This window comes from Ensifer sp. SL37, from assembly GCF_026672675.1.
Classification (GTDB): Bacteria; Pseudomonadota; Alphaproteobacteria; order Rhizobiales; family Rhizobiaceae; genus Ensifer; species Ensifer adhaerens.
Window position 1 is genome coordinate 1,663,696 of the sequence record NZ_JAPPRN010000006.1, and the last position, 25,222, is coordinate 1,688,917.

General features: G+C 62.7%; 23 protein-coding genes, 1 tRNA gene and 1 riboswitch. Of the genes, 9 read left to right on the forward strand and 15 right to left on the reverse strand.

The annotated features are described in order from the left end of the window. The first annotated feature begins 217 nt into the window (after positions 1-217). From rplS to OVA00_RS20160, 5 genes are all read left to right on the forward strand, one after another. On the forward strand, positions 218-736 hold the full coding sequence (gene rplS / locus OVA00_RS20140) for a 50S ribosomal protein L19 (RefSeq protein WP_043625625.1): 519 nt from the start codon (positions 218-220) through the stop codon (positions 734-736). Between the two features lie 126 nt (positions 737-862). Further along, positions 863-1,672, forward strand: coding sequence for a transporter substrate-binding domain-containing protein (locus OVA00_RS20145; protein WP_034802798.1), 810 nt, complete (start codon positions 863-865; stop codon positions 1,670-1,672). Between the two features lie 9 nt (positions 1,673-1,681). Continuing rightward, complete coding sequence (locus tag OVA00_RS20150; protein WP_268089527.1) at positions 1,682-2,503, forward strand: amino acid ABC transporter permease; 822 nt, start codon at positions 1,682-1,684, stop codon at positions 2,501-2,503. A gap of 243 nt (positions 2,504-2,746) precedes the next feature. After that, positions 2,747-4,156 (forward strand): 3-isopropylmalate dehydratase large subunit, encoded by a 1,410-nt coding sequence (gene leuC, locus OVA00_RS20155; protein ID WP_060521449.1) that lies wholly within the window; start codon positions 2,747-2,749, stop codon positions 4,154-4,156. Between the two features lie 131 nt (positions 4,157-4,287). Then, on the forward strand, positions 4,288-4,824 hold the full coding sequence (locus OVA00_RS20160; protein ID WP_034802788.1) for a SixA phosphatase family protein: 537 nt from the start codon (positions 4,288-4,290) through the stop codon (positions 4,822-4,824). Positions 4,825-4,842: 18 nt separating this feature from the next. Here OVA00_RS20160 and OVA00_RS20165 read toward each other — a convergent pair whose 3' ends face one another. After that, positions 4,843-5,391, reverse strand: coding sequence for a L,D-transpeptidase family protein (locus tag OVA00_RS20165; protein ID WP_090295264.1), 549 nt, complete (start codon positions 5,389-5,391; stop codon positions 4,843-4,845). Positions 5,392-5,534: 143 nt separating this feature from the next. On the opposite strand from OVA00_RS20165, the gene OVA00_RS20170 reads away from it, so the two are divergent. Together OVA00_RS20170 and OVA00_RS20175 are read left to right on the forward strand one after the other, a co-directional pair. Next, complete coding sequence (locus OVA00_RS20170) at positions 5,535-6,218, forward strand: response regulator transcription factor (RefSeq protein ID WP_034802783.1); 684 nt, start codon at positions 5,535-5,537, stop codon at positions 6,216-6,218. A gap of 123 nt (positions 6,219-6,341) precedes the next feature. Beyond that, positions 6,342-6,797, forward strand: a complete 456-nt coding sequence (locus OVA00_RS20175; protein WP_034802780.1) for a cyclic nucleotide-binding domain-containing protein — start codon at positions 6,342-6,344, stop codon at positions 6,795-6,797. A gap of 19 nt (positions 6,798-6,816) precedes the next feature. Here OVA00_RS20175 and OVA00_RS20180 read toward each other — a convergent pair whose 3' ends face one another. The 7 genes from OVA00_RS20180 to tesB form a co-directional block, all read right to left on the reverse strand. Continuing rightward, entirely contained in the window at positions 6,817-9,000 is a 2,184-nt protein-coding gene (locus OVA00_RS20180; protein WP_268089528.1) for a TonB-dependent siderophore receptor, read from the reverse strand. Positions 9,001-9,234: 234 nt separating this feature from the next. Beyond that, a complete protein-coding gene (locus OVA00_RS20185) occupies positions 9,235-10,041 on the reverse strand; it encodes an exodeoxyribonuclease III (RefSeq protein WP_034802774.1) in 807 nt (268 codons plus the stop codon). Between the two features lie 180 nt (positions 10,042-10,221). Then, positions 10,222-10,884 (reverse strand): outer membrane lipoprotein carrier protein LolA, encoded by a 663-nt coding sequence (locus OVA00_RS20190; RefSeq protein ID WP_034803111.1) that lies wholly within the window; start codon positions 10,882-10,884, stop codon positions 10,222-10,224. A gap of 206 nt (positions 10,885-11,090) precedes the next feature. After that, positions 11,091-13,748, reverse strand: a complete 2,658-nt coding sequence (locus OVA00_RS20195; RefSeq protein WP_034802771.1) for an FtsK/SpoIIIE family DNA translocase — start codon at positions 13,746-13,748, stop codon at positions 11,091-11,093. A gap of 236 nt (positions 13,749-13,984) precedes the next feature. Further along, positions 13,985-15,346: an ammonium transporter gene (locus tag OVA00_RS20200; protein WP_060611213.1), complete on the reverse strand. Its 1,362-nt coding sequence runs from the start codon at positions 15,344-15,346 to the stop codon at positions 13,985-13,987. A 28-nt stretch (positions 15,347-15,374) separates the two neighbouring features. Next, a complete protein-coding gene (locus OVA00_RS20205) occupies positions 15,375-15,713 on the reverse strand; it encodes a P-II family nitrogen regulator (RefSeq protein ID WP_034802765.1) in 339 nt (112 codons plus the stop codon). 234 nt (positions 15,714-15,947) lie between these two features. Further along, positions 15,948-16,832, reverse strand: coding sequence for an acyl-CoA thioesterase II (gene tesB, locus OVA00_RS20210; RefSeq protein ID WP_060521446.1), 885 nt, complete (start codon positions 16,830-16,832; stop codon positions 15,948-15,950). An 84-nt stretch (positions 16,833-16,916) separates the two neighbouring features. Here tesB and OVA00_RS20215 point away from each other — a divergent pair, with 84 nt between their 5' ends. Continuing rightward, the gene (locus OVA00_RS20215) at positions 16,917-18,131 is read left to right on the forward strand and encodes a ubiquinone biosynthesis hydroxylase (protein ID WP_034802758.1); all 1,215 of its coding nucleotides are present in this window, start codon (positions 16,917-16,919) and stop codon (positions 18,129-18,131) included. Positions 18,132-18,371: 240 nt separating this feature from the next. Here OVA00_RS20215 and OVA00_RS20220 read toward each other — a convergent pair whose 3' ends face one another. The 4 genes from OVA00_RS20220 to OVA00_RS20235 all read right to left on the reverse strand — a co-directional run bounded on the left by OVA00_RS20220 (position 18,372) and on the right by OVA00_RS20235 (position 20,987). After that, entirely contained in the window at positions 18,372-18,560 is a 189-nt protein-coding gene (locus OVA00_RS20220) for a Trm112 family protein (RefSeq protein ID WP_034802755.1), read from the reverse strand. 11 nt (positions 18,561-18,571) lie between these two features. Further along, positions 18,572-19,252 carry an LON peptidase substrate-binding domain-containing protein gene (locus tag OVA00_RS20225; protein ID WP_034802753.1) on the reverse strand — a complete coding sequence of 227 codons (681 nt, stop codon included), beginning with the start codon at positions 19,250-19,252 and terminating at the stop codon, positions 18,572-18,574. Positions 19,253-19,444: 192 nt separating this feature from the next. Further along, on the reverse strand, positions 19,445-20,419 hold the full coding sequence (gene trxA / locus OVA00_RS20230) for a thioredoxin (protein ID WP_034802750.1): 975 nt from the start codon (positions 20,417-20,419) through the stop codon (positions 19,445-19,447). Between the two features lie 58 nt (positions 20,420-20,477). Beyond that, positions 20,478-20,987, reverse strand: a complete 510-nt coding sequence (locus OVA00_RS20235) for a prolyl-tRNA synthetase associated domain-containing protein (RefSeq protein ID WP_082566535.1) — start codon at positions 20,985-20,987, stop codon at positions 20,478-20,480. Positions 20,988-21,238: 251 nt separating this feature from the next. Between OVA00_RS20235 and OVA00_RS20240 the strand changes: the two genes are divergently transcribed. Then, positions 21,239-21,313: transfer RNA gene (locus OVA00_RS20240), tRNA-Gly, on the forward strand. A gap of 166 nt (positions 21,314-21,479) precedes the next feature. Here the strand turns inward: OVA00_RS20240 and OVA00_RS20245 are convergent. The 3 genes from OVA00_RS20245 to metA all read right to left on the reverse strand — a co-directional run bounded on the left by OVA00_RS20245 (position 21,480) and on the right by metA (position 24,877). Beyond that, complete coding sequence (locus OVA00_RS20245; RefSeq protein ID WP_268090346.1) at positions 21,480-22,496, reverse strand: aldose epimerase family protein; 1,017 nt, start codon at positions 22,494-22,496, stop codon at positions 21,480-21,482. Between the two features lie 263 nt (positions 22,497-22,759). Next, entirely contained in the window at positions 22,760-23,944 is a 1,185-nt protein-coding gene (locus tag OVA00_RS20250) for a vWA domain-containing protein (protein WP_268089529.1), read from the reverse strand. A gap of 6 nt (positions 23,945-23,950) precedes the next feature. Next, on the reverse strand, positions 23,951-24,877 hold the full coding sequence (gene metA, locus OVA00_RS20255) for a homoserine O-acetyltransferase MetA (protein WP_060521439.1): 927 nt from the start codon (positions 24,875-24,877) through the stop codon (positions 23,951-23,953). A gap of 61 nt (positions 24,878-24,938) precedes the next feature. Continuing rightward, a riboswitch (SAM riboswitch) is annotated at positions 24,939-25,016 on the reverse strand. Between the last annotated feature and the right edge of the window lie 206 nt (positions 25,017-25,222).

A 25,222-nucleotide genomic window follows, 5' to 3' on the forward strand; every position in this document is an offset into this window, starting at 1 on the left:
CTTTCCTGGCGCGGATGCCTTAGAAATTATGGCCTTCGGGGATGACAAGGCAGTGCGATTGGTGTAAGTGCCGGCCCGGTTCGGGTTCCATGCCCGCCGACCAAAACAAAGAATGGCGAATCCGCTCCTGCCGGTATCCGGCAAGACCTGAAGGCTGGCCCGACAGGTTCATCGAGAGCGCTCTGGCTGTTTCAGAAGAACTTGAAAGGTTAGACCGATGAACATCATCCAGCAGCTGGAAGCCGAACAGGCCGCCAAGATCGCCGCCAAGCGCACGCTCCCGGAATTCTCCGCAGGCGACACGCTCCGCGTCAACGTCCGCGTTGTCGAAGGCAACCGTACCCGCGTCCAGGCCTATGAAGGCGTTTGCATCGCTCGTTCGGGCGGCGGCATCAACGAAAGCTTCACCGTTCGCAAAATCTCCTACGGCGAAGGCGTCGAGCGCGTATTCCCGGTTTACTCTCCGCTCGTCGAGAGCGTCGAAGTGGTTCGCCGCGGTAAGGTCCGTCGCGCCAAGCTCTACTACCTGCGCGACCGTCGCGGTAAGTCGGCTCGTATCGTCGAGAACACCGGCACGCGCGCCCGCAAGCTGAACGAAGCCGAGCGTCAGGCGATTGCCGAGGAAAAGGCACGCATCGAGGCTGAAAAGGTTGCAGCAGCTCAGGCGCTCGCCGCCGAGAAGGCAGCAGCCGAAGCCGCCGAAGCAAAGGCAGCAGCGGAAGCCGCAGCAGAATAACATTTCAATCCCTAGGGATTGTTGGAAAGGCGGCCTCGGCCGCCTTTCTTTTTTGGTACTATCCGCTTGTCTTTTCGACGGAATTTGTGACATTTTCCGCTGCCACACTTTTCGGGAGCTCCTCCAATGACAATCCGTCGCCACGTGCTTGCGGGCATCGCAGCCGCACTTGCAGCACCTTTTGCGTTTTCTGCACCGGCGCTGGCCGCCGACCTGCCTGACCTCGGCGGCAAGACGGTCGTCGTCGTCACGGAGAACGCCTACCCGCCGCTGCAGTTTGTCGATCCGAAGTCCGGCGAAGCCAAGGGCTGGGAATACGACGCGATGAACGAGATCGCCAAGCGGTTGAATTTCAAGGTCGAATACCAGAACACCAGCTGGGACGCGATGATCCAGGCGGTGCATGACGGTCAGTACCAGATCGGCATGACGGGCATCACCATCAAGGACGACCGCAAGGAAAAGGTCGATTTCTCGGACCCCTACATGCGCTCGCAGCAGTTCATGCTGGTGCGCAGCGACGAGGCCCGCTTCAACGATGGCAAGAGCTTCGGCGCCTTTGCCGACGGTCTCGTCGGCGCACAGCCGGGTACCTCGCCGTTCTACACCGCCGTCTACGAAATGCTCGACGGCAACGAGCAGAACCCGCGCATCAAGCTGTTTGAGACCTTCGGCGCGACCGTTCAGGCGCTGAAGGCCGGCGACGTCGATGTGGTCCTGACCGATAGCGTCGCCGCCAAGGGCTATGTCGATTCCTCCGAAGGCAAGCTCAAGGTCGTCGGTGGGCCGCTCGGCACCGAGGATTTCGGCTTCATCTTCCCGAAGGGCTCGGATCTCGTGGCTCCGGTCAACGCCGCGATCAAGGCGCTGAAGGAAGACGGTACCTTCGACGCCCTCGATAAGAAGTGGTTCCTCGAATACAAGATGGGCGGCTGATAGCAGGCTATGGCCGCTCCACAATCTTCAGACATGTCCGGCAAGGGCGACTATCCCTGGTGGTTGGTCGCCCTTGTTGTGATCGCTGTGGCGCTCGCCGCCGTGATCATCAGCAATGACATCTTCTCGGAAGTCTTCACCGTCGTCTTCAAGGGCCTTGGCGTCACCGTCTTCGTGACCCTCATGGGCTTCGTGCTGGCGACGACGCTCGGCCTCGGCATCGCGCTGATGGCGCTCTCCGAGCACTCGTCCCTTCGGCAGATCGCCCGCTTCTATACGGAAGTCATCCGCGGCGTGCCGATCCTGGTGCTTCTGTTCTACATTGCCTTCGTCGGCGCGCCGGGGCTCGTCGTCGCGGCCAATTTCATCTCAGCACCGCTGATCAGCGCCGGCTGGATGGAGCCGGTTGTCGTGCGCGACATCTCCTTGATGTGGCGGGCGATCCTGGCGCTGATGATCGGCTATTCTGCGTTCATCGCCGAAGTGTTCCGGGCGGGCATCCTCTCGGTAGACAAGGGGCAGGTCGAAGCCGCCAAGGCGCTGGGGTTTTCACGCTACCAGCGCTTTCGTCTCGTCATCTTTCCGCAGGCGATCCGCGTGATCCTGCCGCCGCTCGGCAACGATTTTATCGCCATGGTCAAGGACAGTTCGCTCGTCTCGGTGCTCGGCGTCGCCGACATCACGCAGATGGGCAAGGTCTATGCCTCCGGCTCCTTTCGCTTCTTCGAGACCTATTCGATCGTTGCCTATGTCTATCTCGTGCTGACCATCGGTCTGTCGCTGGGATTGCGGGGGCTGGAGCGGCGGCTCAGGCGCGCGGAGCAGCGCTGAGTCCGTTTCCGGCAATTGCCGACCTGTCAGAAAATTGATATGAACACGGCCATGGAATCCAAATTCGGATGTAGCGAGCAGAAAATCGTCGTGCTGCAGGACCACAAGCGCCTGCCGGCACGCTTCTTTGCGCGCGTCCACGGGGCGCTTACAAGCCGCCTATCCTGATCTCCTGATCAGTGCTTCCGGCCGCCTTGCCGCCGGCTTTCCTACTTTTTTTGAAAACTCGATGGATATACCGCCATGAGCGCACCGCGTACCCTCTATGACAAGATCTGGGACGATCACCTGGTCAACGCACAGGACGACGGCACCTGTCTTCTCTACATCGACCGTCACCTCGTTCACGAAGTGACGAGTCCGCAGGCCTTCGAAGGTCTGCGCATGGCCGGCCGCAAGGTCCGTGCGCCTGAAAAGACGCTCGCTGTCGTCGACCACAATGTTCCGACTTCGGCCGACCGTCACCTCGGCATCAAGAACGAGGAAAGCCGCATCCAGGTCGAGGCGCTCGCCAAGAACGCCGCCGACTTCGGCGTCGAATACTACTCGGAAAACGACAAGCGCCAGGGCATCGTGCACATCGTCGGCCCCGAGCAGGGCTTCACCCTGCCGGGCATGACCATCGTGTGCGGTGACAGCCACACCTCGACACATGGCGCCTTCGGTTCGCTGGCCCACGGCATCGGCACGTCGGAAGTCGAGCACGTGCTCGCGACCCAGACGCTGATCCAGAAGAAGGCGAAGAACATGCTGGTGCGCGTCGACGGCCAGCTGCCGCCGGGCGTCACCGCCAAGGACATCATCCTCGCCATCATCGGCGAGATCGGCACTGCCGGCGGCACCGGCCACGTCATCGAGTTTGCCGGCGAAGCGATCCGCTCGCTGTCGATGGAAGGCCGCATGACCATCTGCAACATGACGATCGAAGGCGGCGCCCGCGCCGGCCTGATCGCGCCTGACGAAACGACGTTCGCCTATATCAAGGACAAGCCGCGCGCACCGAAGGGCAAGGCCTGGGACATGGCGCTCGACTACTGGAAGACGCTGCACACGGACGAGGGTGCGCATTACGATCGCGTCGTCGTGCTCGACGCCGCCAACCTGCCGCCGATCGTCTCCTGGGGCTCGTCGCCGGAAGACGTCATCTCGGTTCAGGGCATCGTTCCCAATCCGGATGAGATCCAGGAAGAGAACAAGCGGGCCTCCAAGTGGCGCGCGCTCGACTATATGGGCCTGAAGCCGGGCACGAAGATCACCGACATCGCCGTCGACCGCGTCTTCATCGGCTCGTGCACCAACGGCCGCATCGAGGACCTCCGGGCCGTGGCCGAGGTGGTCGAAGGCCGCAAGGTCGCCTCGACCGTTTCGGCGATGATCGTTCCGGGATCCGGCCTCGTGAAGGAACAGGCCGAGGCCGAAGGCCTCGACAAGATCTTCCGCGAAGCGGGCTTCGACTGGCGCGAGCCGGGCTGCTCCATGTGCCTGGCGATGAACGACGACCGGCTGAAGCCCGGCGAGCGTTGCGCCTCCACATCGAACCGCAACTTCGAGGGCCGTCAGGGCTTCAAGGGCCGCACGCATCTGGTCTCGCCGGCGATGGCGGCAGCCGCTGCGGTCGCGGGTCATTTCGTCGATATCCGCGAATGGAAATAGGCCGGGTCTGAGCTTTTCCGGCGTCAATGGCCGCCCTTCGGGGCGGCCTTTTTTATTTGGCGCTCTCCCCACCCGCGCGCCTGAAATGGGTTAAGCTGTGCGGGCCGAGGCACCTTGGGGAGAATGATGGGATGAGCGACGATCTGCCTGTGCAACGCTACCGTCTGCTGCTGTTGCGCCATGCCAAGTCCGCCTGGCCGGACGGCGTCGCCGACATCAACCGACCGCTCGGCGAGCGAGGCCGCAAGGCGGCGCCACTGATGGGGGGCTATATGGCTCGGCATGCGCTCGTGCCGGATCTCGCCCTCGTCTCGACCGCGAAACGGGCGCAGGAGACCTGGACACTGGTAGCCGCTGCCTTGCCGCCCGGCATCACGGTCGAAAACACCCGGGCGATCTATGAGGTGGAGGCCGCCCAGATCCTCAGCGTGCTTCGTGCAACCGACCCGGCCATCAGGACGCTGCTGATCGTCGGCCACAATCCCGGCATGGAGGACCTGGCGCATGAACTCGTCGGCTCCGGCGATGCGGATCTGCGTATGCGCATGGCGGACAAGTTTCCGACGGCGGCGCTTGCCGTCCTTGAATTCGAAGCGACTGGCTGGCGTGAGCTTCTGTCCGGCGGGGCCAGGCTCGCGCGCTTCGTGACGCCGCGTTCGCTCGATTGAGCCGATCGGACGTCGAGGTCAGATTACCTTCACGACGGTGCCGCGGCGCATATGCGGGATCAGCCGACGCATCGCCGGCAGGCTGACGGCGACGCAGCCCTGCGTCGGCTCGTAGCCCGGCCGGATCAGGTGAAAGAAGATCGCCGAACCGGCATTTCGCCGGCGCGCGAGCAGGTTCCAGTCCATCACCAGGCAGATGTCGTAGAGCCCGTCGTCACGCATTAATTCCTCATGGCTCGGCTGGAAGGGCGCCTTGACCGGGCGATTGTAGAGCGCGTGGCGTGTCGCGTCGCACCACAGCATGCCCGTGCGCGTCGTCCGGGTCGGCAGCGGCGTCGGCGGCAGGAGGAGGCGGTCGCGCCTGACATAGCCGCCGATCAGCTTCATCGCGGCGCGTGGCGTGGCGCCATCGCCCTCGCGCTTCAGGCTGGTAATGCCGCTTCGCCCGATGGCGGCGTGCTCGACGCGGCCGTCGAACGAGACAAGTGCTCGCTTGCGATCGCGCGGTGCGGCGCGCACGGTGATGACAGATTTGGCTGGTCTTCTTCCCGACGTTTTCTTGAGCATCATTCTCACGGATTTTTGCTTTGCCCGTGATTTGGGGGGCACCATAAGCACGGTTACGGATATAAAGAGGTAGCAACGCTGGTTCGCTTGCCAACACAGGCATTTGAGCTAGTTTGAAAACGGAAGCAAACAGGAATTGTCCCATGGCGACCCGTACCATTCTTCTTGTCGATGACGACAATGACCTGCGCGAGACCCTGGTCGAGCAGCTCTCGCTCTACGAGGAATTCGACCTCATCCAGGAAGCGACTGCCGGCAAGGGCATCCAGACGGCGCGTGCCCAGCAGGTGGACCTGTTGATCATGGATGTCGGCCTGCCGGACATGGACGGTCGCGAAGCGGTGAAGCTGCTGCGCAAGGGCGGCTTCAAGGCGCCGATCATCATGCTGACCGGCCACGACACCGATTCCGATACGATTCTCGGCCTTGAGGCCGGCGCCAACGATTATGTGACGAAGCCGTTCCGTTTCGCCGTACTGCTCGCCCGCATCCGCGCGCAGCTGCGCCAGCACGAGCAGAGCGAGGACGCAACCTTCAGTGTCGGGCCCTACACGTTCAAGCCGAGCCAGAAGCTGCTGACGCTCGAAAACGGCCAGAAGATCCGGCTTACCGAAAAGGAAGCGGCGATCATCCGCTATCTCTACCGCGCCGACCAGAAGGTGGTGACGCGCGACGTGCTCTTGGAAGAAGTCTGGGGCTACAATTCCGGCGTGACCACCCACACGCTCGAAACCCACGTCTATCGTCTGCGCCAGAAAATCGAGCGGGACCCTTCCAATGCCGAGATTTTGGTGACAGAGAACGGCGGCTACAAGATCGTTCCGTAGCCGGGGTGCGCAGGGTGGCAATCCACTTCTCGCGCGTTCTCCGTAGACTGTTGTTTGCATGGGTCGCGTGCGCGATCCGGTCCATCGGGACCGGCACTGGCGTGACCGTGGGAGGTTAGCCGCTTGGCGCTCAACGACGATATCGTGCTTCTGTCCAACGTGCCGCTGTTTGCCGATATCAGCGAGGACAAGCTGAGGCTGATCGCCTTCGGCGCGGAGCGGCGCCGCATCTTCAAGGGACAGGAGCTGTTTCGCGAGGGGGCGCCGGCCGATTGCGCCTATGCGATCGCCAGCGGCAGCTTGTCCCTGTCGAAGGCCGGTTTCGACGGTTCTGAGACGACGGTCTCGACCGTCAGTCGCGGAGCGCTTCTGTCGGAACTGGCGCTGATCTCGATGGTCGAGCGTAAGTTCACGGCAACGGCCGAGGAAGACAGCGAAGTCATTCGCATCAATCGGCCGCTCTTCCGCCGCATGCTGGAGGAATATCCTGAAGTGGCCGAGCTCGTCGAAGCGCGCATCCGCGAAAACCTGCAGGCGATGATCCGCCGGGCCGGCGCGCTCGCCGGCCGTTTTGCTTGAACCGCGCTACGGTTTCTCGCTACCACCGATATTTCAGCGAACCGAGCACGGTGCGGCCCTGGCCGAAATAGCAGTAGCCATCGGTGCAGACCTCTTCGCGGCGATCGCCGAGATTGGTAGCGCTGACGGCGAGCAACAGTCCGTCGAGTTCGGGGTTCTTGACGCCGAAGTCGTAGGCGATCGAGGCGTCGAAGTAGACGGCGCCGCCGTTCTTGGCGGTGTTGGCATCGGATGTGTAGGAGCTTGACGCCAGCCGTACGCCGCCGCCGAGGCTGAGGCCCGCAAGCTGCGTGTCTTCGGGCAAAAGATAGTTCACCCACAGCGATGCGACATGGCGCGGCTTCGTCGACGGCACGTTGCCGATCAGCGACGGATCGACGTTTCCGGTGATTTCAGCGTCGTTGTAATTATAGGCGGCGATGAAGCTCAGGCCGTTGTCGAACTCCCGGCGTCCTTCCACCTCGAAACCATTGGTCGTCACCTCGCCGGCCGACTTGTAGTAGTAGCCGACGGGAAGGGACGGGTCGGACACGTATTGCGGCGCGCCGCTTTCGACGATCCGGTAATAGGCCGCGCTCAGTGAATAGGCTTCGCCTTCCGGCTGGTACTTCACGCCCAGTTCGACCTGCTCGCCGGTCGTCGGATCGAGCACGCGGCCATCGGCCGAAAGCTCTGTGCGCGGCACGAAGGAGGTGCTGTAGCTGGCATAGGGCGCGATGCCGTTGTCGAAGAGGTAGAGCAGGCCGGCCTGCCCGTTGAGCTCGCCATCGTCCTTGCGATCGAAGACGCCGGTGTTCTTGTTGGTGCTGGTCTGGTCGACCCAGTCGTAGCGAAGGCCACCAACGGCGCGCCAGTTGCCTACCTCCAGCTGATCCTGGACATAGATGCCCGTCTGCCGCAGGTCCCGCCCGCTGAAGCTGGTAAGCGCTGGCGTCGGACCGCCGACGCCGAAGGTCGGATTGTTGAGATCGAAGCGATAGGCCGGATCGACGGCGCCGAAACCGAGGCCGAAGTCCGCGGTGATCCAGGTGTAGTCGAGGCCGGTCAGCAGCGTGTGCGAGGCCGCACCGGTGTCGAAGTTGGCTTCGAGCTGGTTGTCGATCTGGTAGGCGCGCTGGTCGTCCTTGATGGCGACGGGTGAGCGGTCAAAGACGCCGGGCGCGACCTCCGTCCCGAACTGCAGGTAACGGGCCTTGACGTCCAGATCGCTGACGCGGCCGTGCTGGCGGAAGGTCAGGCCGTTGTCGAACTCGTGCTCGAACTTGTAACCGGCCTGGACCTGGCCGACCTTCTGGTAGTCATAGTCCGGGTCGCTGTAGCGCAGCAGCCGGCCGTCATGCTCGAGCACCCGCGGGCTGGCGTCGCTTTCGCCCTTCTGCCCCAGGCCGTAGACCGTCAGCGACGTGCCTTCGTCCGGCTTCCAGGTGAAGGAGGGCTGCAGCAGGTAACGATCGTCGGCAACGTCGTAGTTGGTCTCGCCGTTTCGCAGAAGCCCGACGATGCGATAGAGGACGTCGCCGTCAGCCGTTACCGGCCCGCCGACATCGAAGGCGGCCTGGGCGCGACCGATCGTGCCATATTGCAGCTCGACCTCGCGGTGGGGCTCCTCCTCCGGCATCTTCGAGATGCGGTTGACGATGCCGCCGGCGCCGGCAGCACCGTACATGACCGAGACCGGACCTTTCAGGATCTCGATCCGCTCGAGGCCGTAGACCTCCGTCGGGAAGGTGCCGTAGTTCATGTAGGGCTGGCGCAGGCCGTCACGGAAATCGCCGGTCGTCGTCGTCTCGAAGCCGCGGATATAGATCTGGTCGAAACGCGGATCGAAGCCGAAGGCGCCGGTCGTGACGCCGGCGGCATAACGCGTTGCCTGGATCATGTCCTGCACGCCGCGTTCTTCGAGCTCCTTGCGCGTGACCACCGAGACCGAGCGGGGCGTTTCGATCAGCGGCGTGTCGGTCTTCAGCGCCGAGACGTTGCGTGTCGGCACGATCGTGTCGTTATCCTCGGCTATCGTCGCAGCTGCCTTGCCGGCCGTCGCTTCGATCTTTTCCAGACGGGTGGTCTTCTGGCTTTCGGCCGATTGCGCATGGGTCGCTGTCGGCGAAAGGATCACGGCGACAGCGCTTGCGGCGAGCACGGTGGTTGCGGACAGCGCGCGGCGTGAGGCGCGCAGGAAGGTGGTCGGCAAGGTCTTTGGCATCTCTGGCCCTCTTGCGGGCGCACGAAAACCCTCCGGCCAAAGCCAGAGCAAAGCACCCGAATATCAGTGAAAACGACGGCTGAGCGGCCATCGGAGGCGGTGTCCCCGCCGCCCGACAAGAGGGATAGTCCGTTTGGAAATGCGCATCAAGAAAAATATGATTCTTTTAGTCATGTTTATCTTGATGGAACAGCGGGCGCCGAAGGCGCGTGCCGCCGCCCAGAAAATGACGTCCTAGATGTCGAAGTGCGCGATGACGGGCACGTGGTCTGAGGGGCGCTCCCAGCCGCGCGCTTCCCGCAGGATGTCGACGTTCTTGAGCGCCGGCGCGAGGTCGGCGGACGACCAGATATGGTCGAGCCGGCGGCCACGGTCGGCAGCTTCCCAGTCCTTCGCCCGGTAGCTCCACCAGGTGTAGAGCTTGGTCGGGGATGGCGTGTGCTGGCGCATCAGATCGACCCAGCCGCCGCCGTTCATGACCGTGGTCAGCCCCTCGGTTTCGATCGGCGTATGGCTGACGATCTTCAGGAGCTGCTTGTGCGACCAGACGTCGTCTTCCAGCGGCGCGATATTGAGGTCGCCGACGAGGATCGAGGAAATGCCGGCCTCGGCTTCGGCGTGCAGCAGCTTCATCTCCTCGACGAAATCGAGCTTGTGGCCGAATTTCGGATTGATGGTGCGGTCCGGCTCGTCGCCGCCGGCAGGCACGTAGAAATTATGCAGCCGGATCTTCTTGCCGCCGGCCTCGAAAACGACCGAGAGATGGCGGGCGTCGCCGATGCCGCAATAGTCGCGGCGATCGCTAAGCTCATGCAGCGGCAGGCGCGAGATCGTCGCCACGCCGTGATAGCCCTTCTGGCCGTGCATCTCGATATGATTGTAGCCGAGCGCCTTCAGGGGCTTGGACGGAAACTGGTCGTTCGGGCACTTGGTTTCCTGCAGGCAGAGGATGTCAGGCTGCCAGGTCTGCAGCAGATGCTCGACCAGCGGCATGCGCAGGCGAACGGAGTTGATGTTCCAAGTGGCGACGGAAAGGGCCATGCGTCATTCCCTGATCGGCTGGGGCCGGACGCTCGCGAAGGGAAGGCCGGCTCGGGATGGATGTTTGACCCGAGCTTTAAGCAGGTCCGGCGCGCCGGGACAAGGAATGCCTGAACGAGGCCGCACTAAAAACCGCGCGTCCTATGGACGCGCGAAGGTCGGCTTGGCGCGTGATGTCGCTCAGCCGCCGCGCTTGTTGCGGACCTCGTCATAGGGGATCTGGAAGACCTTGTCGTCCAGCGCCATACCGGTCTTCACATTGAAGATCATGACCGAGGTGTCCTTCTTCTGCGCGTCGGTGATGGTCCACTGGCGCAGATCGTAGGTCTTCGGGTCGAACATCATGGTGATGGTCGAATCGCCGAAGATCGAACGGTCGCCAAGCACGATGGTGATGAGGTCGGACTCTTCCTTGACGTCGCGCACCATCTTGCCGGTCAGGTCGATCCTCTCGCTGAGCAGCAGGTTGAGCGGAGTCTTCGACAGCGGATAGATGTCCCAGGTCTTGAGCTTCATGTTGCCGATGACGACGGACTTGCCGTCGGCGATGACGCGCATCGGCGAGGGGGCCTCGTAGTTGAAGCGGATGCGGCCGGGACGGCGGATATAGAATTTGCCGCCGGTCTGCTCGCCGCGCGGGCCGAACTGGACGAATTCGCCGGCCATGGTCTTCACCGAGGAGAAATGGTCGGCGATCTTCTGGGCAGCGCTCGGGGCCTGGGCGAAGGCCTGGCCGAGGTCGAGACCGGTGCCGCCGATGCCGCCAAGTGCCGCAAGCCCGCACACGAAGAGGCGGCGCGACATTACCGGGTGGTTGCGCTCGCCAGTCTTAGTCTCTGTCATCTCGGTCTCCTTCATTTACGAATCATCTGGAGCGCAAGTGCGGCGCCTTCAAGGCGCCATTTTCGAGCTTTTTCGCTCGCGCTCTCACATGACTGTTACCGGTTTGGCCCTTTATCCAGGGCCTCTGCCCGCATCCGCCGGGCGTCTTTTCTATCAATGCATTCGCCTCACGCGAATCTGCGGTAATTGCCCTGTGGTCCGGTGACTTACTCTTCGGTCGGAACGAGGATCTCGCGTTTGCCGGCGTGGTTCGCCGGCCCGATGATGCCCTCCTGCTCCATGCGCTCGATCAGCGATGCGGCACGATTGTAACCGATCCCGAGGCGTCGCTGCACGTAGGAGGTGGAGGCCTTGCCGTCGCGCAGGACGACCGCAACCGCCTGGTCGTAAGGATCGTCGGAATCGGCGAGATTGGAGGTGCCGGCCGGGCCGCCGCCCTCGCCATCCTCGTCGTCATCCTCGGTGATGGCATCGAGATATTGCGGTACGCCTTGCGTCTTCAGGTAGGCGACGACCTCTTCGACCTCGGTGTCGGAGACGAAGGGGCCGTGGACGCGCTGGATGCGGCCGCCGCCGGCCATGTAGAGCATGTCGCCCATGCCGAGCAGCTGTTCGGCGCCCTGTTCGCCAAGGATGGTGCGGCTGTCGATCTTCGAGGTCACCTGGAACGAGATGCGGGTCGGGAAGTTTGCCTTGATCGTGCCGGTGATGACGTCGACCGAGGGGCGCTGCGTCGCCATGATGACATGGATGCCGGCGGCGCGGGCCATCTGGGCGAGCCGCTGCACGGCGCCCTCGATGTCCTTGCCGGCGACCATCATCAGGTCGGCCATTTCGTCGATGATGACGACGATGTAGGGCATTGGCGCCAGATCGAATTCTTCCGTCTCGTACATGGCTTCGCCGGTCTGGCGGTCGAAGCCGGTCTGCACCGTGCGGGTGATCTGTTCGCCCTTGGCAAGCGCCTGCTCGACGCGGCTGTTGAAGCCGTCGATGTTGCGCACGCCGATCTTCGACATCTTCTTGTAGCGCTCTTCCATCTCGCGCACCGTCCACTTCAGTGCGACGACCGCCTTCTTGGGGTCGGTCACAACCGGCGAAAGCAGGTGTGGGATGCCGTCATAGACGGAAAGTTCGAGCATCTTCGGGTCGATCATGATCAGGCGGCACTGATCGGGGCTCAGCCGATAGAGCAGCGACAGGATCATGGTATTGATCGCGACCGATTTGCCCGAACCGGTGGTGCCGGCGACGAGCAGATGCGGCATCTTGGCGAGATCGGCGACGACGGGCTCGCCGCCGATCGTCTTGCCGAGCGCCATGGCAAGGCGGGCCTTGGAGGTCTCGAAATCGCGCGAGCCGATGAGTTCGCGCAGATAGACGGTTTCGCGCCGCTGGTTCGGCAGTTCGATGCCGATGGCGTTGCGGCCGGGAACGACGGCGACGCGAGCCGCGATCGCGCTCATCGAGCGGGCGATATCGTCGGCAAGGCCGATGACGCGGGAGGACTTGATGCCCGGTGCCGGTTCCAGTTCGTAGAGGGTAACGACCGGGCCAGGGCGAACGTGGATGATCTCGCCCTTGACGCCGAAATCTTCAAGCACGCCTTCGAGCATGCGGGCGTTCTGCTCCAGCGCATCGGGCGAGAGCGAGGCGTCGCGGCCGACGTTTTTCGGCTCGGCAAGGAAATGCATCGGCGGCAGCGTGAAGTCGCCATCGTTGTCGTCGACGAAGGAGCGCTGGGCTTCGCGCTCGACGCGCTGGCCCGTCTTCGGGCGAGGAGCAGGCGTCGAAACGCGCGAGCCGCCCTTGGGCAGGCCCTGCTTCGGCGGTGCCGCCTTCGGCGCCCAGTCGGCGGCTGCATCGTAGTCTTCGTCGTCGGGCAGAATGCCGGCGGGGCGGCGCTCGTCGATGTCGAAGGGCAGATCGTCGTCCTCGTCGTCGGCCATGATCGGCGGCGGGGTGAGGATGCGGCGCTCGGAGCGGTCGAGCGAGGGCTCGATGCGGTCGCCGGCGGCCATCGGCTTCGGCCGGGCGGGCTCGTTCAGTGTGCCGAACTCGTCGTTGTTGAAATCATAGGGTTCGTCGTACTGGCGCTTGGGCGTGGCTCGGGTGCCGCTCATGCCGAAAATGCGGCGCATGCGCGCGTGCATGGTGTAGCGCATATGGGCGAAGGAGCCCATCAGCAGGGTGAAGGGGCCTTCGCTGTCGTCCTCGTCCAGTTCGTCGCGCACGGTGCGCGCCTTGCTCGGCGTCGGCTCGGCAATTTCCTCTTCCTCCTCCTCGTCGCTGACGCCGATCAGGCCGGCGCTATAGACCAGGCACCAGGCGGCGGGGACGGCGAAGATGCAGGCAAGAATGGTCGCAAGCGTGCCGGTCGGGAAGGCACCGGTAAAGAGCGCGGGGAAGCGCAGGATCATGTCGCCGAAGACGCCTCCAAGGCCGTTGGGCAGCGGCCAGGTGATGGGGGCGGGAACACAGCTGAGTGCTGCGCCGGCAAGCACCGAGCCGACGAACCAGAGGCCGAGGCGCTTGAAGACCTTGTCGAAACGTTTGCCGCCGATCAGCACCAGGGCCCAGGCGACGGCCGGCAGGAGGGCGACGACGCTGGCCAGCCCGAAGAACTGCATGAAGATGTCGGCAAAGGCAGCACCCGTGTAACCGAGCACGTTGGTCGGCGCTTGTGACGTGGCGTAGGAGAAGCTGGGATCGGCGACGTTCCACGTCGAGAGCGCTGCGACGGCCAGCGCCAATGCGCCGAACAGCGCAAAGCCCGCCAGCGACGCGATCTGTCGCCAAACGAAGGTGGTTAGCACGAACCGGTTGGAACGGCTGTCAAGCGCTGCCGGATTGCTTCTGCTCATGTTGCCTGCTGCCCGTCTCGATCTTCACGGCGCATTGCGCGCCATGGAATCAACCTAAGCGGTGTACGGTTAATGCGACATTAACCATGCGTAGTTGGCGCTAAAATAGCAGTCGCAGCCGGACCGATCGGCACGAAAAAAGGCCCGGAGCTTCCGATCCGGGCCAAGGGCGATCCGCGTGGGGCGGATCGCGACGGGACTGTAGGCGGCGCCGAATTGCCGGCGCCGCGATCCGCTTAGCTGTGGTAGGCGGCTTCACCGTGCGACGAGAGGTCGAGGCCCTCGCGTTCGGCTTCGACGGAGACGCGCAGGCCGACGATCGAGTCCACCAGCTTGTAGAGGATGACGGAGACGACGCCGCACCAGACGATGGTGATGGCAACCGCGGTCAGCTGGGTCATGAACTGGCCGCCCATGGTGACGCCGTCGGCATAACCGATGCCGCCGAGCGACGAGGAGGCGAAGATGCCGGTGGCAAGCGCACCGAAGAAGCCGCCGACGCCGTGGACGCCGAAGACGTCTGCCGTGTCGTCATAGTGGAACTTGTTCTTCACGACAGAGACGAAGAAGTAGCAGAGCGGCGAGACGAGCACGCCCATGACGATCGCGCCCATCGGGCCGGCAATGCCGGCGGCGGGCGTGATGGCGACGAGACCGGCGATCATGCCCGAGGCGGCGCCCAGCATCGAGGCCTTGCCGCGGGTGAAGGTTTCGACGGCCGACCAGGAAAGGATGGCGGCTGCGGTTGCAAGGAAGGTGTTGACGGTCGCGAGCATGGCGCCGCCCGAGGCTTCGAGGTTCGAGCCGGCGTTGAAGCCGAACCAGCCGAACCAGAGCATGGCAGCACCAACCAGCGTCAGCGTCATCGAGTGCGGTGCCATCATGTCGCGGCCGTAGCCGGTGCGCTTGCCGACCATGATCGCGCCGATCAGGCCAGCCACGCCGGCATTGATGTGAACGACGGTGCCGCCGGCGAAGTCAAGCGCGCCCATGCCGAAGAGTAGGCCGTTGCCGTCCCAGACCATGTGGGCGATCGGGAAATAGACGAAGGTCGCCCAGAGCACCGAGAAGAGCACGGCTGCGGAGAACTTGATGCGCTCGGCAAAGGCGCCGACGATCAGCGCCGGGGTCAGTGCCGCGAAGGTCATCTGGAACAGCATGAAGATGTATTCCGGAATGACGACGCCTTCCGAGAAAGTGGCCGACGTGCTCTCAGTGGTGACGCCGGCGAGGAACATCTTGGCGAAGCCGCCGAAATAGGGGCTGGTCGAGCCGCCGAAGGCGAAGGAATAACCGTAGACGACCCAGACGATCATCATCGTTGCGCCGATCACGGTGCACTGCATCAGCACCGACAGCATGTTCTTGGCGCGCACCAGGCCGCCGTAGAACAGCGCGAGGCCCGGGATCAGCATGAAGAAGACGAGAAGCGTCGAGATGAACATGAAGGCGGTATCGGCCTTGTCCGGCACCGGCACGGCTGCGGCTGCGGCCGCCGCCGGTGCCGCTTCCTGCGCGAAGGCCACGGCCGGCGCAAGCAGGGCGGCGGTCATTGCGCCCAGGCGTCCAAGAGAGGTGGAAAGCTTAAGTGATGACATCGAGGTAGTGCTCCCTGAACGGCGTGGTTTACAACGCTTCTGAATCGGTTTCGCCGGTGCGGATGCGCACCGCATGGTCAATGGCGTAGACGAAGATCTTTCCGTCGCCGATCTGGCCGGTCTTGGCGGCTGCGGCGATCGCTTCAACGGCCTTGTCGACGAGTTCTGAAGGAACGGCGATCTCGACCTTCAGTTTCGGCAGGAAGCTCACGGCATATTCGGTACCGCGGTAGATTTCGGTATGTCCCTTCTGGCGGCCGTAGCCTTTGACTTCGGTCACGGTCAGGCCCTGGATGCCGACAGCAGTGAGGGCTTCGCGAACCTCATCGAGCTTGAACGGCTTGATAATGGCCATCACAATTTTCATCTGGTTTCATCCTTGTTCGCCTCCGGCGGAGGCCGTCTCTCCTTGCTGCGGAGCGCCAGAGCGCCGTGCAACCGAACCATGACATTCAAGGGGCGTGCCAGATTCTGACGCTCGACTTAAGGTAATGAAAACAAATAGAAAAAAAGAAAGCCGCAGCACGATTGCTGCGGCGCATCAAAAAATCGTCACTTTATAAGATTAAAAAATAGGCAGAACGAAGATTCTGCTTATTTCCTATTCAGATGCCTTTTTCCGGATCAACCCTTCCTGGGCGACAGAGGCGATCAGCACACCGGAACGCGTAAAAAGGCTGCCTCTGGTCATCCCGCGGGCACCATGTGCACTCGGACTGTCCTGGGTATAGAGCAGCCAGTCGTCCATCTTGCAGGGGCGGTGGAACCACATGGCGTGATCCAGGCTCGCCACCTGCAGGTTCCGGTCAAAGACCGAAGTGCCGTGCGCATAGAGCGAGGTGTCGAGCAGGGTCATGTCGGAGAGATAGGCAAGGATCGCTGCCTGGATATGGCGCTCGTCCGGAACCGTGCCGACGGCCTTGACCCAGACATCCTGGATCGGCTTGCCGTCGTTGCGGGTAAAATAGTGCTGCAGCGACGCCGGCCGGATCTCGATCGGCCGCGGCCTTTCCCAATAGCGCCGGATTGCTTCGGGCGCGTGGACGAGAAACTTCTCTTTGAGTTCCTGTTCGCCCGGAAGCGTCTCGGGCATGGCGAGATCAGGCATGTCGATCTGGTGGTCGAAACCGTCCTCGTCATACTGGAAAGAGGCGGACATCGAGAAGATCGCCTTGCCGTGCTGGATGGCGACCACCCGCCTGGTGGCGAAGCTCGAACCGTCGCGGATGCGGTCGACTTCATAGATGATAGGTACGGAAGGATCGCCCGGCCGCATGAAATAGGCGTGCAGCGAATGCACGTAACGCCCCTCATCAACGGTTCGCTGCGCTGCCACCAGCGCTTGGCCGATCACCTGGCCGCCGAAGACGCGCTGCCAGCCGACCTGCGGGCTACGGCCGCGGAACAGGTTTTCCTCGAGCTTTTCGAGATCGAGAATGGCCAGCAGCGCATCCATGGGGGTGGAGGTCTCGGTGGGGCGCGACATTTCGGCTTTCTCCGATGGTAGGAACGTCGATGGCATTGATCTATATAGACATAAAACGATGCTCAAGTGCGACGGAGAAAGCCGATGCTCGATGTCTTGATTGCCGGTGGCGGCTATGTCGGCCTTTCGCTCGCGGTTTCGCTGAAGAAGGCGGCGCCTCATCTCGACGTGATGGTGATCGACGGCGCGCCGGAAGGCGCCTGGAAGAAGGACCAGCGCGCTTCCGCCGTTGCGTCCGCGGCCGAGCGCATGCTCGACGTGCTTGGCGTCTGGGATGAGATCGCGCCGGAGGCCGAGCCGATCCGCCGCATGGTGATTACCGATTCGAAGGCGGCCGATCCGGTGCGGCCTGTGTTCCTGACCTTCGACGGTGACGGCGGCGAGGGTCGTCCGTTTGCCCATATGGTGCCTAATACGGCGATGGTCGGCGCACTGCGCGGTGCCTGCTCGGCGCTCGGCGTGGTCAATCGCCAGTCGACCATGGTCGAGAGCTTCAAGAGCGGCGACCACGCAGTTGCCGTTACGCTTGCCGGCGGCGAAGAACTGGAGGCCCGTCTTTTGGTTGCCTGTGACGGCGTGCGCTCCAAGCTGCGCGATGCCGCCGGCATCAAGACCGTCGAATTCGACTATGGCCAGTCCGGCATCGTCACCACCGTCGAGCATGAGCGGCCGCACGAGGGCACGGCGGAGGAGCATTTCCTGCCGGCCGGGCCTTTCGCCACCCTGCCGCTCAAGAACAATCGCTCGTCACTGGTCTGGACCGAGCGCACCGAGGACGCCGAACGCCTGGTCAAGGGCGACGATTTCCTGTTCGAGGAAGAACTGGAGCGCCGCTTCGGCCACAAGCTTGGTCACCTGAAGGTGGTCGGCGGACGGCGGGCCTTTCCGCTCGGCCTGACGCTTGCCCGCGATTTCGTGAAACCACGCTTCGCGCTTGCCGGTGACGCCGCCCATGGCATTCACCCGATCTCGGGGCAAGGGCTCAATCTCGGCTTCAAGGATGTGGCAGCACTTGCCGAAACCATCGTCGAGGCGGATCGTCTCGGGCTCGACATCGGTTCGCTCGCGGTGCTTGAGCGCTACCAGAGCTGGCGGCGTTTCGACACGTTCCGCATGGGTGTTACGACCGACGTGCTCAACCGGCTGTTTTCCAACGACATCACCCCGGTCCGGATCGCCAGGGATTTCGGCCTGGGCCTCGTCGACCGGCTGCCATCTCTCAAGAGCTTCTTTATCCGCCAGGCGGCCGGTATTGCCGGGGAGACCGATCCGCGGTTGTTGTCGGGTCAGCCGATCTAGGCCTTTGTGGCTGCAGTTTGCCCCTCTCCTCGGGTTTAACCCGAGGACTAACCCTCTCCTCGCAAGCGGGAGAGGGGACGCCTCGCTGCGTTTGCACATGTTTCGTTTCACGATGGAGGAACGAGAAGTTTGGCGCCGAGCTTGCCACGGGTTTCCTTCGCCCCGCTTGCGGGAAGAAGGTGGCCGGCAGGCCGGATGAGGGGCAGTCGAGAACTGTACGGGTAACGGGCCGACGCCGGTTCAATCCTCGATCTTGCGTGCTTCCGAGATCAGCATGATCGGTACGCCGTCGCGGATGGGATAGGCGAGGCGCGCCTTTTCCGAGATCAGTTCATTGGCTTCGGCGTGATAGCTGAGGCGTCCCTTGGTCAGCGGGCAGACGAGCAGTTCGAGCAGTTTCGGATCGACCTTGCTGGCGTTGATATCCATCTATTCGTCGCTCACTGCAAAATGCTGTCCATATCGCCGAAGTCGCGCGCAAGCACGATTTCGGTGATGGCGATCAGGGTTTCGGCGCGGGTCTTGAGATCGGGGGCCTCGAGCAGCGCCTGTTTCTCCGCCGGGCCATAGGGCGACATCATCGCCATGGAGTTCACGAGCGTGCGGTTGCTCGCCCGCTCGACGCTTTCCCAGTCGGCTTTCAGCTTGTTGGCTTCGAGATAGGCCTTGAAGGCGGCCAGAAGCGCTGCCCGGTCGACGAGGGTCTCGTCGTCGCGGTTTTCGAGGTCTGCCGCAAAGGGGCCGATGCGGAAGCGACGGTAGCCGCGGGTGCCCCCGACTTCCGAAAACAACCGGTAGCGGCAGACGCCTGTGAGCGAGGTGATGTAGCGGCCGTCGCCGGTCTCGGCAAAGGAGGTGATGCGACCAATGCAGCCGACCTCGCAGAGCGCCTGCATCGGTCCGGTGGCGGTGTCGTTGCGACCCTCGCAGAAGGACGGCTGTACGATGCCGATCAGGCGGTTGCCGGAAAGGGCGTCATCGAGCATGGCGAGGTAGCGCGGCTCGAAGATGTTGAGGGGAAGCTGGGCGCCGGGAAGCAGCAATGCACCGGTCAGCGGAAACACCGGAATGATCTCCGGCAAGTCCTTCGGACCGAGATAGCGTGCATTTCCGACGTGCATTTCCGATAGACCCTGCCGGTATTCGCTTTGCCCCGCCAAGGAAGCGTGGTCAACCAGATCAAAAGATGGTGCGCTGCTTGAAAATCTCAAGGGACGAGCTCGTCGATCTTCACAGGTGAAGATGGATCGTGATCGGATCCGCTTACGAAAAGGGGCGCAGATAGCGCCCCTTTCAAAGACATGTCTGACGGCTCAGGAGAACAGGATCGACGAGAGCTTGCGCCGCGCGGCGATCGTTGCCGGGTCTTTCGGGCCCCAGACCTCGAAGAACGAAAGCAGCTCGCGCCGCGCACCGTCGTCGTCGTAAGCCCGGTCGCGCTTCATGATCGTGAGCAGATGGTCGGCCGCAGCCATCCGGTCGCCCTCGACGTTGCGGATCTTGGCGAGCAGCACGCGCGCCTCGTGATCATCGGGGTTTGCGGCGAGGCGCCGTTCGAACTCGTTGGGATCGCCGAGCTTGCGGGCTTCCTCGATCTGGTCGAGCTTCTTGCCGATGGCGGCAATGCCGGCGTCCTTGGCAAGATCTTCCGGCAGGCTGGACAGCGCCTCGCGGGCCTCGGCAAGCTGGCCGAGCGCGATCATGCAATCGACCATGCCGGCGATCGCCAAGACATTTTCCGGGTCGGCCTGCAGCACGGCGCCATAGAGGCCGGCGGCGTTCTCGGCATCGCCGGCATCGATGAGCGCCTTGGCGTCGGCGAGAACCGCCTCGATCTCGGCCTTGCTGTCGTCAACGGCGGGACCGGCGATCTTTTCGATGAACTGCTTGATCTGGCTTTCCGGAACTGCGCCCATGAAGCCGTCGACCGGGCGTCCGCCGACGAAGGCGATGACGGCCGGGATCGACTGGATGCCGAGCTGGCCGGCGATCGAGGGATGATCGTCGATGTTCATCTTGACGAGCTTGACGCGGCCTGCGGCTTCCGTGACCACCTTTTCGATGACAGGGGTCAGCTGCTTGCAGGGACCGCACCAGGGCGCCCAGAAATCGACGAGAACGGGCTGCTGCCTGGAGGCTTCGAGCACGTCCTTGGTGAAGTTGGCAGTGGTGGTTTCCTTGATCAGGTCACCGCCCGACGCGGCCGCCGGCGCCGGCTGGCCGAAGGAGGCCGAAGCCGTCATCTGAGTGCCGAAAGACCCTGCATAGGGATTGTCGCTGCCCGTCATTCTTCTCTCCTCGCCGGCTCGTCCGCCAGCTTACTGCATTCGCGCCAAAGATCGTATGTCAGGCCGTGACTTTCAAGACAAGCGGTTCGTGTCCGGTCGCTTCCATGAAGCGCAACAGATCCTTCGAAGCGATCGAGGTCGTTGCGTCGTTGGAAAGCGGGTGGCAGTTGACGATATCGAACGTCATCAGCGCCTCGTCGAGGATGACCTTGACGTTGCCCCCGGTGTCGTTGATCGCGCCGAAGGCGGTTACGGCCCCCGGAATGACGCCGAGATACTCCATCAGCTTCTCCGGCTTGCCGAAGGATACCTTGCTTGCCGCGCCGATCACCTGGTGCACGGTCTTCAGGTCCACCGTCGCGTGCTCCTCGACGGTGAGCAGGAAATAGTTGTCCTTCTTGTCCTTCACGAAGAGGTTTTTCGTGTGGCCACCGGGCATCTCGTCACGAAGCGCCACCGATTCGGCCACGGTGAAAACCGGAGCGTGGTTCTTCGTCTTATGCTCGATTCCAAGTCCATCGAGAAAATTGAAGAGGTCTTCGGCGGTTTTCGGCTGTGATTCACGCATGATTCTCATCCCCAGGGCGTTCGTTTCGTCTCTGCTTTAGGGGAGAAGGCCGTCAGGACGCAATCTCACAGGCGGCGAAGCCGGCCGAAAACGCGGCATTTCCGGGCTTTGCGAAGGGTGTCCAAAAAAATATTCGATTTCTCGTCATTTCCCTGTTGCATTCCAAAATCGCTTAGGCCATATACCGCCCGTCGCCGCAAGACAGCGCCGACGCCACGGTCCACCGACTACCCCCGGACCTTGGATGATGAGCGGGTGTAGCTCAGGGGTAGAGCACAACCTTGCCAAGGTTGGGGTCGGGCGTTCGAATCGCCTCACCCGCTCCAATTTCTCCCAACCACTTCATTTCACAGTCATTTCTGAAATGAAACGGCATTTGCCGTCAGGCATTCCATGCGCAGACAGTGCCGTCCGCACCATGTGGTTCGGACCGCCGAGACGGCTCCTTTTGCATTTTGCCTTTGTTGGTAAAGCCGGTCGCCGTTTCCGCGCTCAGCTCTTCATGAACACATAGTCCGTCTCCTGCCGGCGGATCTCGCCGGGGCGAAGTACCGCGTTCGGGAAGCTGGCGTGGTTGGCCGCATCCGGCCAGATCTGGGTTTCGAGACAGAAGCCGGCAAAGGCGCCGTAACGGCGGCCCTCGAGGCCGGGGACGGGGATGTTCAGCTTTGCGCCGGTATAGAGCTGCACGCCGGGCTCGGTCGTCAGCACTTCCATCGTGACACCCGAATCGATGCTGCGAGCTAGCGCCACCGAATGTTTCGCCATGCGTTCGTTCGAAAGGCAGAAATTATGGTCGTAGGCGATACGCTCGCCTTCGGTCTGGCGGCTGAGCCGCGTCATTTCCCGCAGATCGAAGGCAGTGCCCTCGACCGGGCGGATCTCGCCCGTCGGCACCTGGTGTTCGCTGGTGGGCAGATAGTGGTCGGCGGCGATCATGATGTCGTGGCCGAGGGCGTCGGCGCTGCCGTCGAGATTGAAATAGCTGTGCTGGCAGACATTGGCGAGCGTCGCTCGGTCGGTCTCGCTCTCGTAGACGACGCTCAAGACGCCGCCGGGCTTCAGCTGGTAGGTGCAGGTGACCTTGCAATTGCCGGGATAACCGGCGCGGCCATCCGGGTCGGTAATGGCGAGCGTGATGCTGTCGGGCGTCTGCTTTACGATCGTCCAGTTGCGCTTGCCGATATTGTCGCTGCCGCCGTGCAGATGCGTGACGCCCTTCTCGTTCAGTTCGAGCTGGTAGGCCTCGCCATCGAGCGTGAAGCGGCCGTTGCCGATGCGATTGGCGCAGCGTCCAGGCGTGGCGCCGAGATAGGGCGAGTGGGCGAGGTAGCTTTCGAGATCGGTGAAACCGAGCACAAGCGGCGGCTCATGGCCTTCCAGGCGAAGGTCCTGGATCACCGAGCCCCAGGTCAAGACATGGGCGGTGAGGCCGCCACCGGAGAGCACCACACGATGGACCGGCTCGCCGGATGGCAGGTGGCCGAAGATTTCCGTGTTCTGATGCATATTCACCGCTGGCTCCCACTACAGCGCTGCGCGTCTCCCCAGACGCACAAAGGTCGCCGTACACTTTTGAATTGCTGCATGTTTTGTCCTTGGCTCGGTTAGGATCCAAGGAAACATGCAACGGTGCGATCGCAGCAACCTGCGTCATTTCCAAAGGCACGGCAACCGGAAAATCATACTAAATGCGGCCTGGCGCCGTCTCCGGCCTGAGAGCAAAAACATCCAGCTATTCAAGGTGCTATAGCGACCTCTCGGCAGACATGTCAGCGCGACAGCTGCTTGGTGGCCTCCTGCAGGCCGGCGAGCGTCAAGGGGAACATTCGTCCCTCGAACAGGCCCTTCACCATCGTGATCGACTGGGTATAGCCCCAGTGCTGTTCGGGCACGGGATTGAGCCAGATGGAGCGCGGAAAATGTGCCGTCAGACGAGAGAGCCAGAGGGCGCCCGCCTCGTCGTTCCAGTGCTCGACCGAGCCGCCGGGGTGGCTGACTTCATAGGGGCTCATCGAAGCGTCGCCGACGAAGATGGCGCGATAGTCCCCGCCGTAGGTGCGCAGCACTTCCGTCGTACGGGTAATGTCGACACGGCGGCGGCGATTGTCCTTCCACAGGCCCTCGTAGACGCAATTGTGGAAGTAGAAATGCTCCATATGGCGGAACTCGCTGCGAGCCGCTGAAAACAACTCCTCGACGATGCGGATATGATCGTCCATCGATCCGCCGATATCGAAGAACATCAGAAGCTTCACCGCATTGCGGCGTTCCGGCCTCGTCACCACGTCGAGATAGCCGTGTTCGGCGGTGGCGCGGATCGTGCCGGAGAGGTCGAGTTCGTCGGCGGCACCCTGGCGCACCCAGCGCCGGAGCCGCTTCAGGGCCACTTTGATGTTGCGCGTGCCGAGCTCGATCGTGTCGTCATAATCCTTGAACTCGCGCCGGTCCCAAACCTTGACGGCGCGGCGGTGGCGCGACTGGTCCTGGCCGATCCGCACACCCTCGGGATTGTAGCCATAGGCGCCGAAGGGCGAGGTGCCGGCGGTACCGATCCATTTTGAGCCGCCCTGATGGCGGCCCTTTTGCTCCTGCAGCCGCTGGCGCAAGGTCTCCATCAGCTTGTCGAAGCCGCCGAGTGCCTCGGTCAGGCGTTTTTCTTCCTCGCTCAGATGCTTCTCTGCGAGCTTGCGCAGCCAATCCTCGGGGATGACGGCCTCTTCGCTCGCTTCCATCGGGTTGACTGCTTCGAGACCCGAAAAGCAGTGCTGGAACACCCGGTCGAAGCGGTCGATATGGCGTTCGTCCTTCACCAGTGCCGTGCGCGCCAGATAGTAGAAGGCTTCGACGTCGAAGGTGGCGATGCCCGCCTCCATCCCCTCGATCAAGGACAGGAATTCCCGGAGCGTGACCGGGACCTTCGCTGCCTTGAGTTCGAGGAAGAAGGGAATGAACATCTGACCTCAGCTTTTCCCGGTGCCGATCTCCGCGAGATCGTAGGGCGTCGTCTGGTACATCTCGTTGATCCAGTTACCGAAGAAGAGATGCGCATGGCTGCGCCAGCGGTTCTGCGGCGGCAGGGTCGAATCGTTGTGCGGGAAATAGTCGTGCGGCATCTTGATCGGCACGCCCGCATCCACGTCGCGGAAGTATTCGTCCGACAGCGAGGTCGAATCATACTCCACGTGGTTGAACATGTAGAGCCGGTTGCCCTTTTTCTCGTGCACGAGGCAGACGCCCATCTCCTTCGATTCCATCAGAATTTCGAGGCTCGGCACCTTGTCGATGTCGGCGCGGCGCACTTCGGTCCAGCGCGAAACGGGGACGGCGAAATCGTCGGAGAAGCCGTTGAGGTAGACGGAGGAGCGGTTGAGGTTCTGGTGGCGGTAGACGCCGAAGGCTTTTTCCTTCAGCGGATACTTCGGCACGTTGTGGAAGTGATAGATCGCCGCCATCGCGCCCCAGCAGACGTTGAGCGTCGAATGCACGTTGGTCTCGGTCCAGTCGAGGATACGCTTCAGCTCGTCCCAATAGGTGACGTCTTCGTATTCGAGCGTCTCGACCGGGGCGCCGGTGATGATGAAACCGTCGAACTTGCGGCCCTGCACTTCTTCCCAGGTCTCGTAGAAGGAGAGCAGGTGATCTTCCGAGGTGTTCTTGGCGCGGTGAGCGCCGATGCGCACCAGCGACAGTTCCACCTGCAGCGGCGAAGCGCCGATCAGGCGCGCCATCTGGATCTCTGTCTTGATCTTGTTCGGCATGAGGTTCAGGAGCCCGATCTGGAGCGGGCGGATATCCTGACGGATCGCCACGGTCTCGGTCATCACCCGCACGCCCTCATGCGCGAGGGTTTCGAAGGCGGGCAGCGTATCGGGAATCTTGATGGGCATGGGCTTCCACTCGATCAATACAAAAAAACCGGCGGCGATTGATCGCGACCGGTCCTCGGAAATCCAACTTTCCTCGGCCCTTTAGCGACTTGTTTAACGTGGCTGCAAGCCGGCCGGCCAAATCACCACGGAGAATTTGATAGCGCGAGTGGGCCGCGGGGGTCAAGAAAAACGATTCGCGTAGGGGGCGGCTGCCCCTCATCCCGCTGCCGCGACCCCCGCTGGCGGGGAGAAGCGGCCTTGCCGCACCCGATCGTTCCACGAGCTAAGCTCAGTGGCCGTTCGGCCCATCTTGGTAGCCGGGTTCGCTGTCGGCACGTCTCGGCTTGGGGGCAGCCGTCGTCC

Coding starts and splice junctions, on each gene's coding strand:
- rplS (WP_043625625.1), top strand. CDS start 218: ATGAACATCATCCAGCAGCTGGAAGCCGAACAGGCCGCCAAGATCGCC.
- OVA00_RS20145 (WP_034802798.1), top strand. CDS start 863: ATGACAATCCGTCGCCACGTGCTTGCGGGCATCGCAGCCGCACTTGCA.
- OVA00_RS20150 (WP_268089527.1), top strand. CDS start 1,682: ATGGCCGCTCCACAATCTTCAGACATGTCCGGCAAGGGCGACTATCCC.
- leuC (WP_060521449.1), top strand. CDS start 2,747: ATGAGCGCACCGCGTACCCTCTATGACAAGATCTGGGACGATCACCTG.
- OVA00_RS20160 (WP_034802788.1), top strand. CDS start 4,288: ATGAGCGACGATCTGCCTGTGCAACGCTACCGTCTGCTGCTGTTGCGC.
- OVA00_RS20165 (WP_090295264.1), bottom strand. CDS start 5,391: ATGCTCAAGAAAACGTCGGGAAGAAGACCAGCCAAATCTGTCATCACC.
- OVA00_RS20170 (WP_034802783.1), top strand. CDS start 5,535: ATGGCGACCCGTACCATTCTTCTTGTCGATGACGACAATGACCTGCGC.
- OVA00_RS20180 (WP_268089528.1), bottom strand. CDS start 9,000: ATGCCAAAGACCTTGCCGACCACCTTCCTGCGCGCCTCACGCCGCGCG.
- OVA00_RS20185 (WP_034802774.1), bottom strand. CDS start 10,041: ATGGCCCTTTCCGTCGCCACTTGGAACATCAACTCCGTTCGCCTGCGC.
- OVA00_RS20190 (WP_034803111.1), bottom strand. CDS start 10,884: ATGACAGAGACTAAGACTGGCGAGCGCAACCACCCGGTAATGTCGCGC.
- OVA00_RS20195 (WP_034802771.1), bottom strand. CDS start 13,748: ATGAGCAGAAGCAATCCGGCAGCGCTTGACAGCCGTTCCAACCGGTTC.
- OVA00_RS20200 (WP_060611213.1), bottom strand. CDS start 15,346: ATGTCATCACTTAAGCTTTCCACCTCTCTTGGACGCCTGGGCGCAATG.
- OVA00_RS20205 (WP_034802765.1), bottom strand. CDS start 15,713: ATGAAAATTGTGATGGCCATTATCAAGCCGTTCAAGCTCGATGAGGTT.
- tesB (WP_060521446.1), bottom strand. CDS start 16,832: ATGTCGCGCCCCACCGAGACCTCCACCCCCATGGATGCGCTGCTGGCC.
- OVA00_RS20215 (WP_034802758.1), top strand. CDS start 16,917: ATGCTCGATGTCTTGATTGCCGGTGGCGGCTATGTCGGCCTTTCGCTC.
- OVA00_RS20220 (WP_034802755.1), bottom strand. CDS start 18,560: ATGGATATCAACGCCAGCAAGGTCGATCCGAAACTGCTCGAACTGCTC.
- OVA00_RS20225 (WP_034802753.1), bottom strand. CDS start 19,252: ATGCACGTCGGAAATGCACGCTATCTCGGTCCGAAGGACTTGCCGGAG.
- trxA (WP_034802750.1), bottom strand. CDS start 20,419: ATGACGGGCAGCGACAATCCCTATGCAGGGTCTTTCGGCACTCAGATG.
- OVA00_RS20235 (WP_082566535.1), bottom strand. CDS start 20,987: ATGCGTGAATCACAGCCGAAAACCGCCGAAGACCTCTTCAATTTTCTC.
- OVA00_RS20245 (WP_268090346.1), bottom strand. CDS start 22,496: ATGCATCAGAACACGGAAATCTTCGGCCACCTGCCATCCGGCGAGCCG.
- OVA00_RS20250 (WP_268089529.1), bottom strand. CDS start 23,944: ATGTTCATTCCCTTCTTCCTCGAACTCAAGGCAGCGAAGGTCCCGGTC.
- metA (WP_060521439.1), bottom strand. CDS start 24,877: ATGCCCATCAAGATTCCCGATACGCTGCCCGCCTTCGAAACCCTCGCG.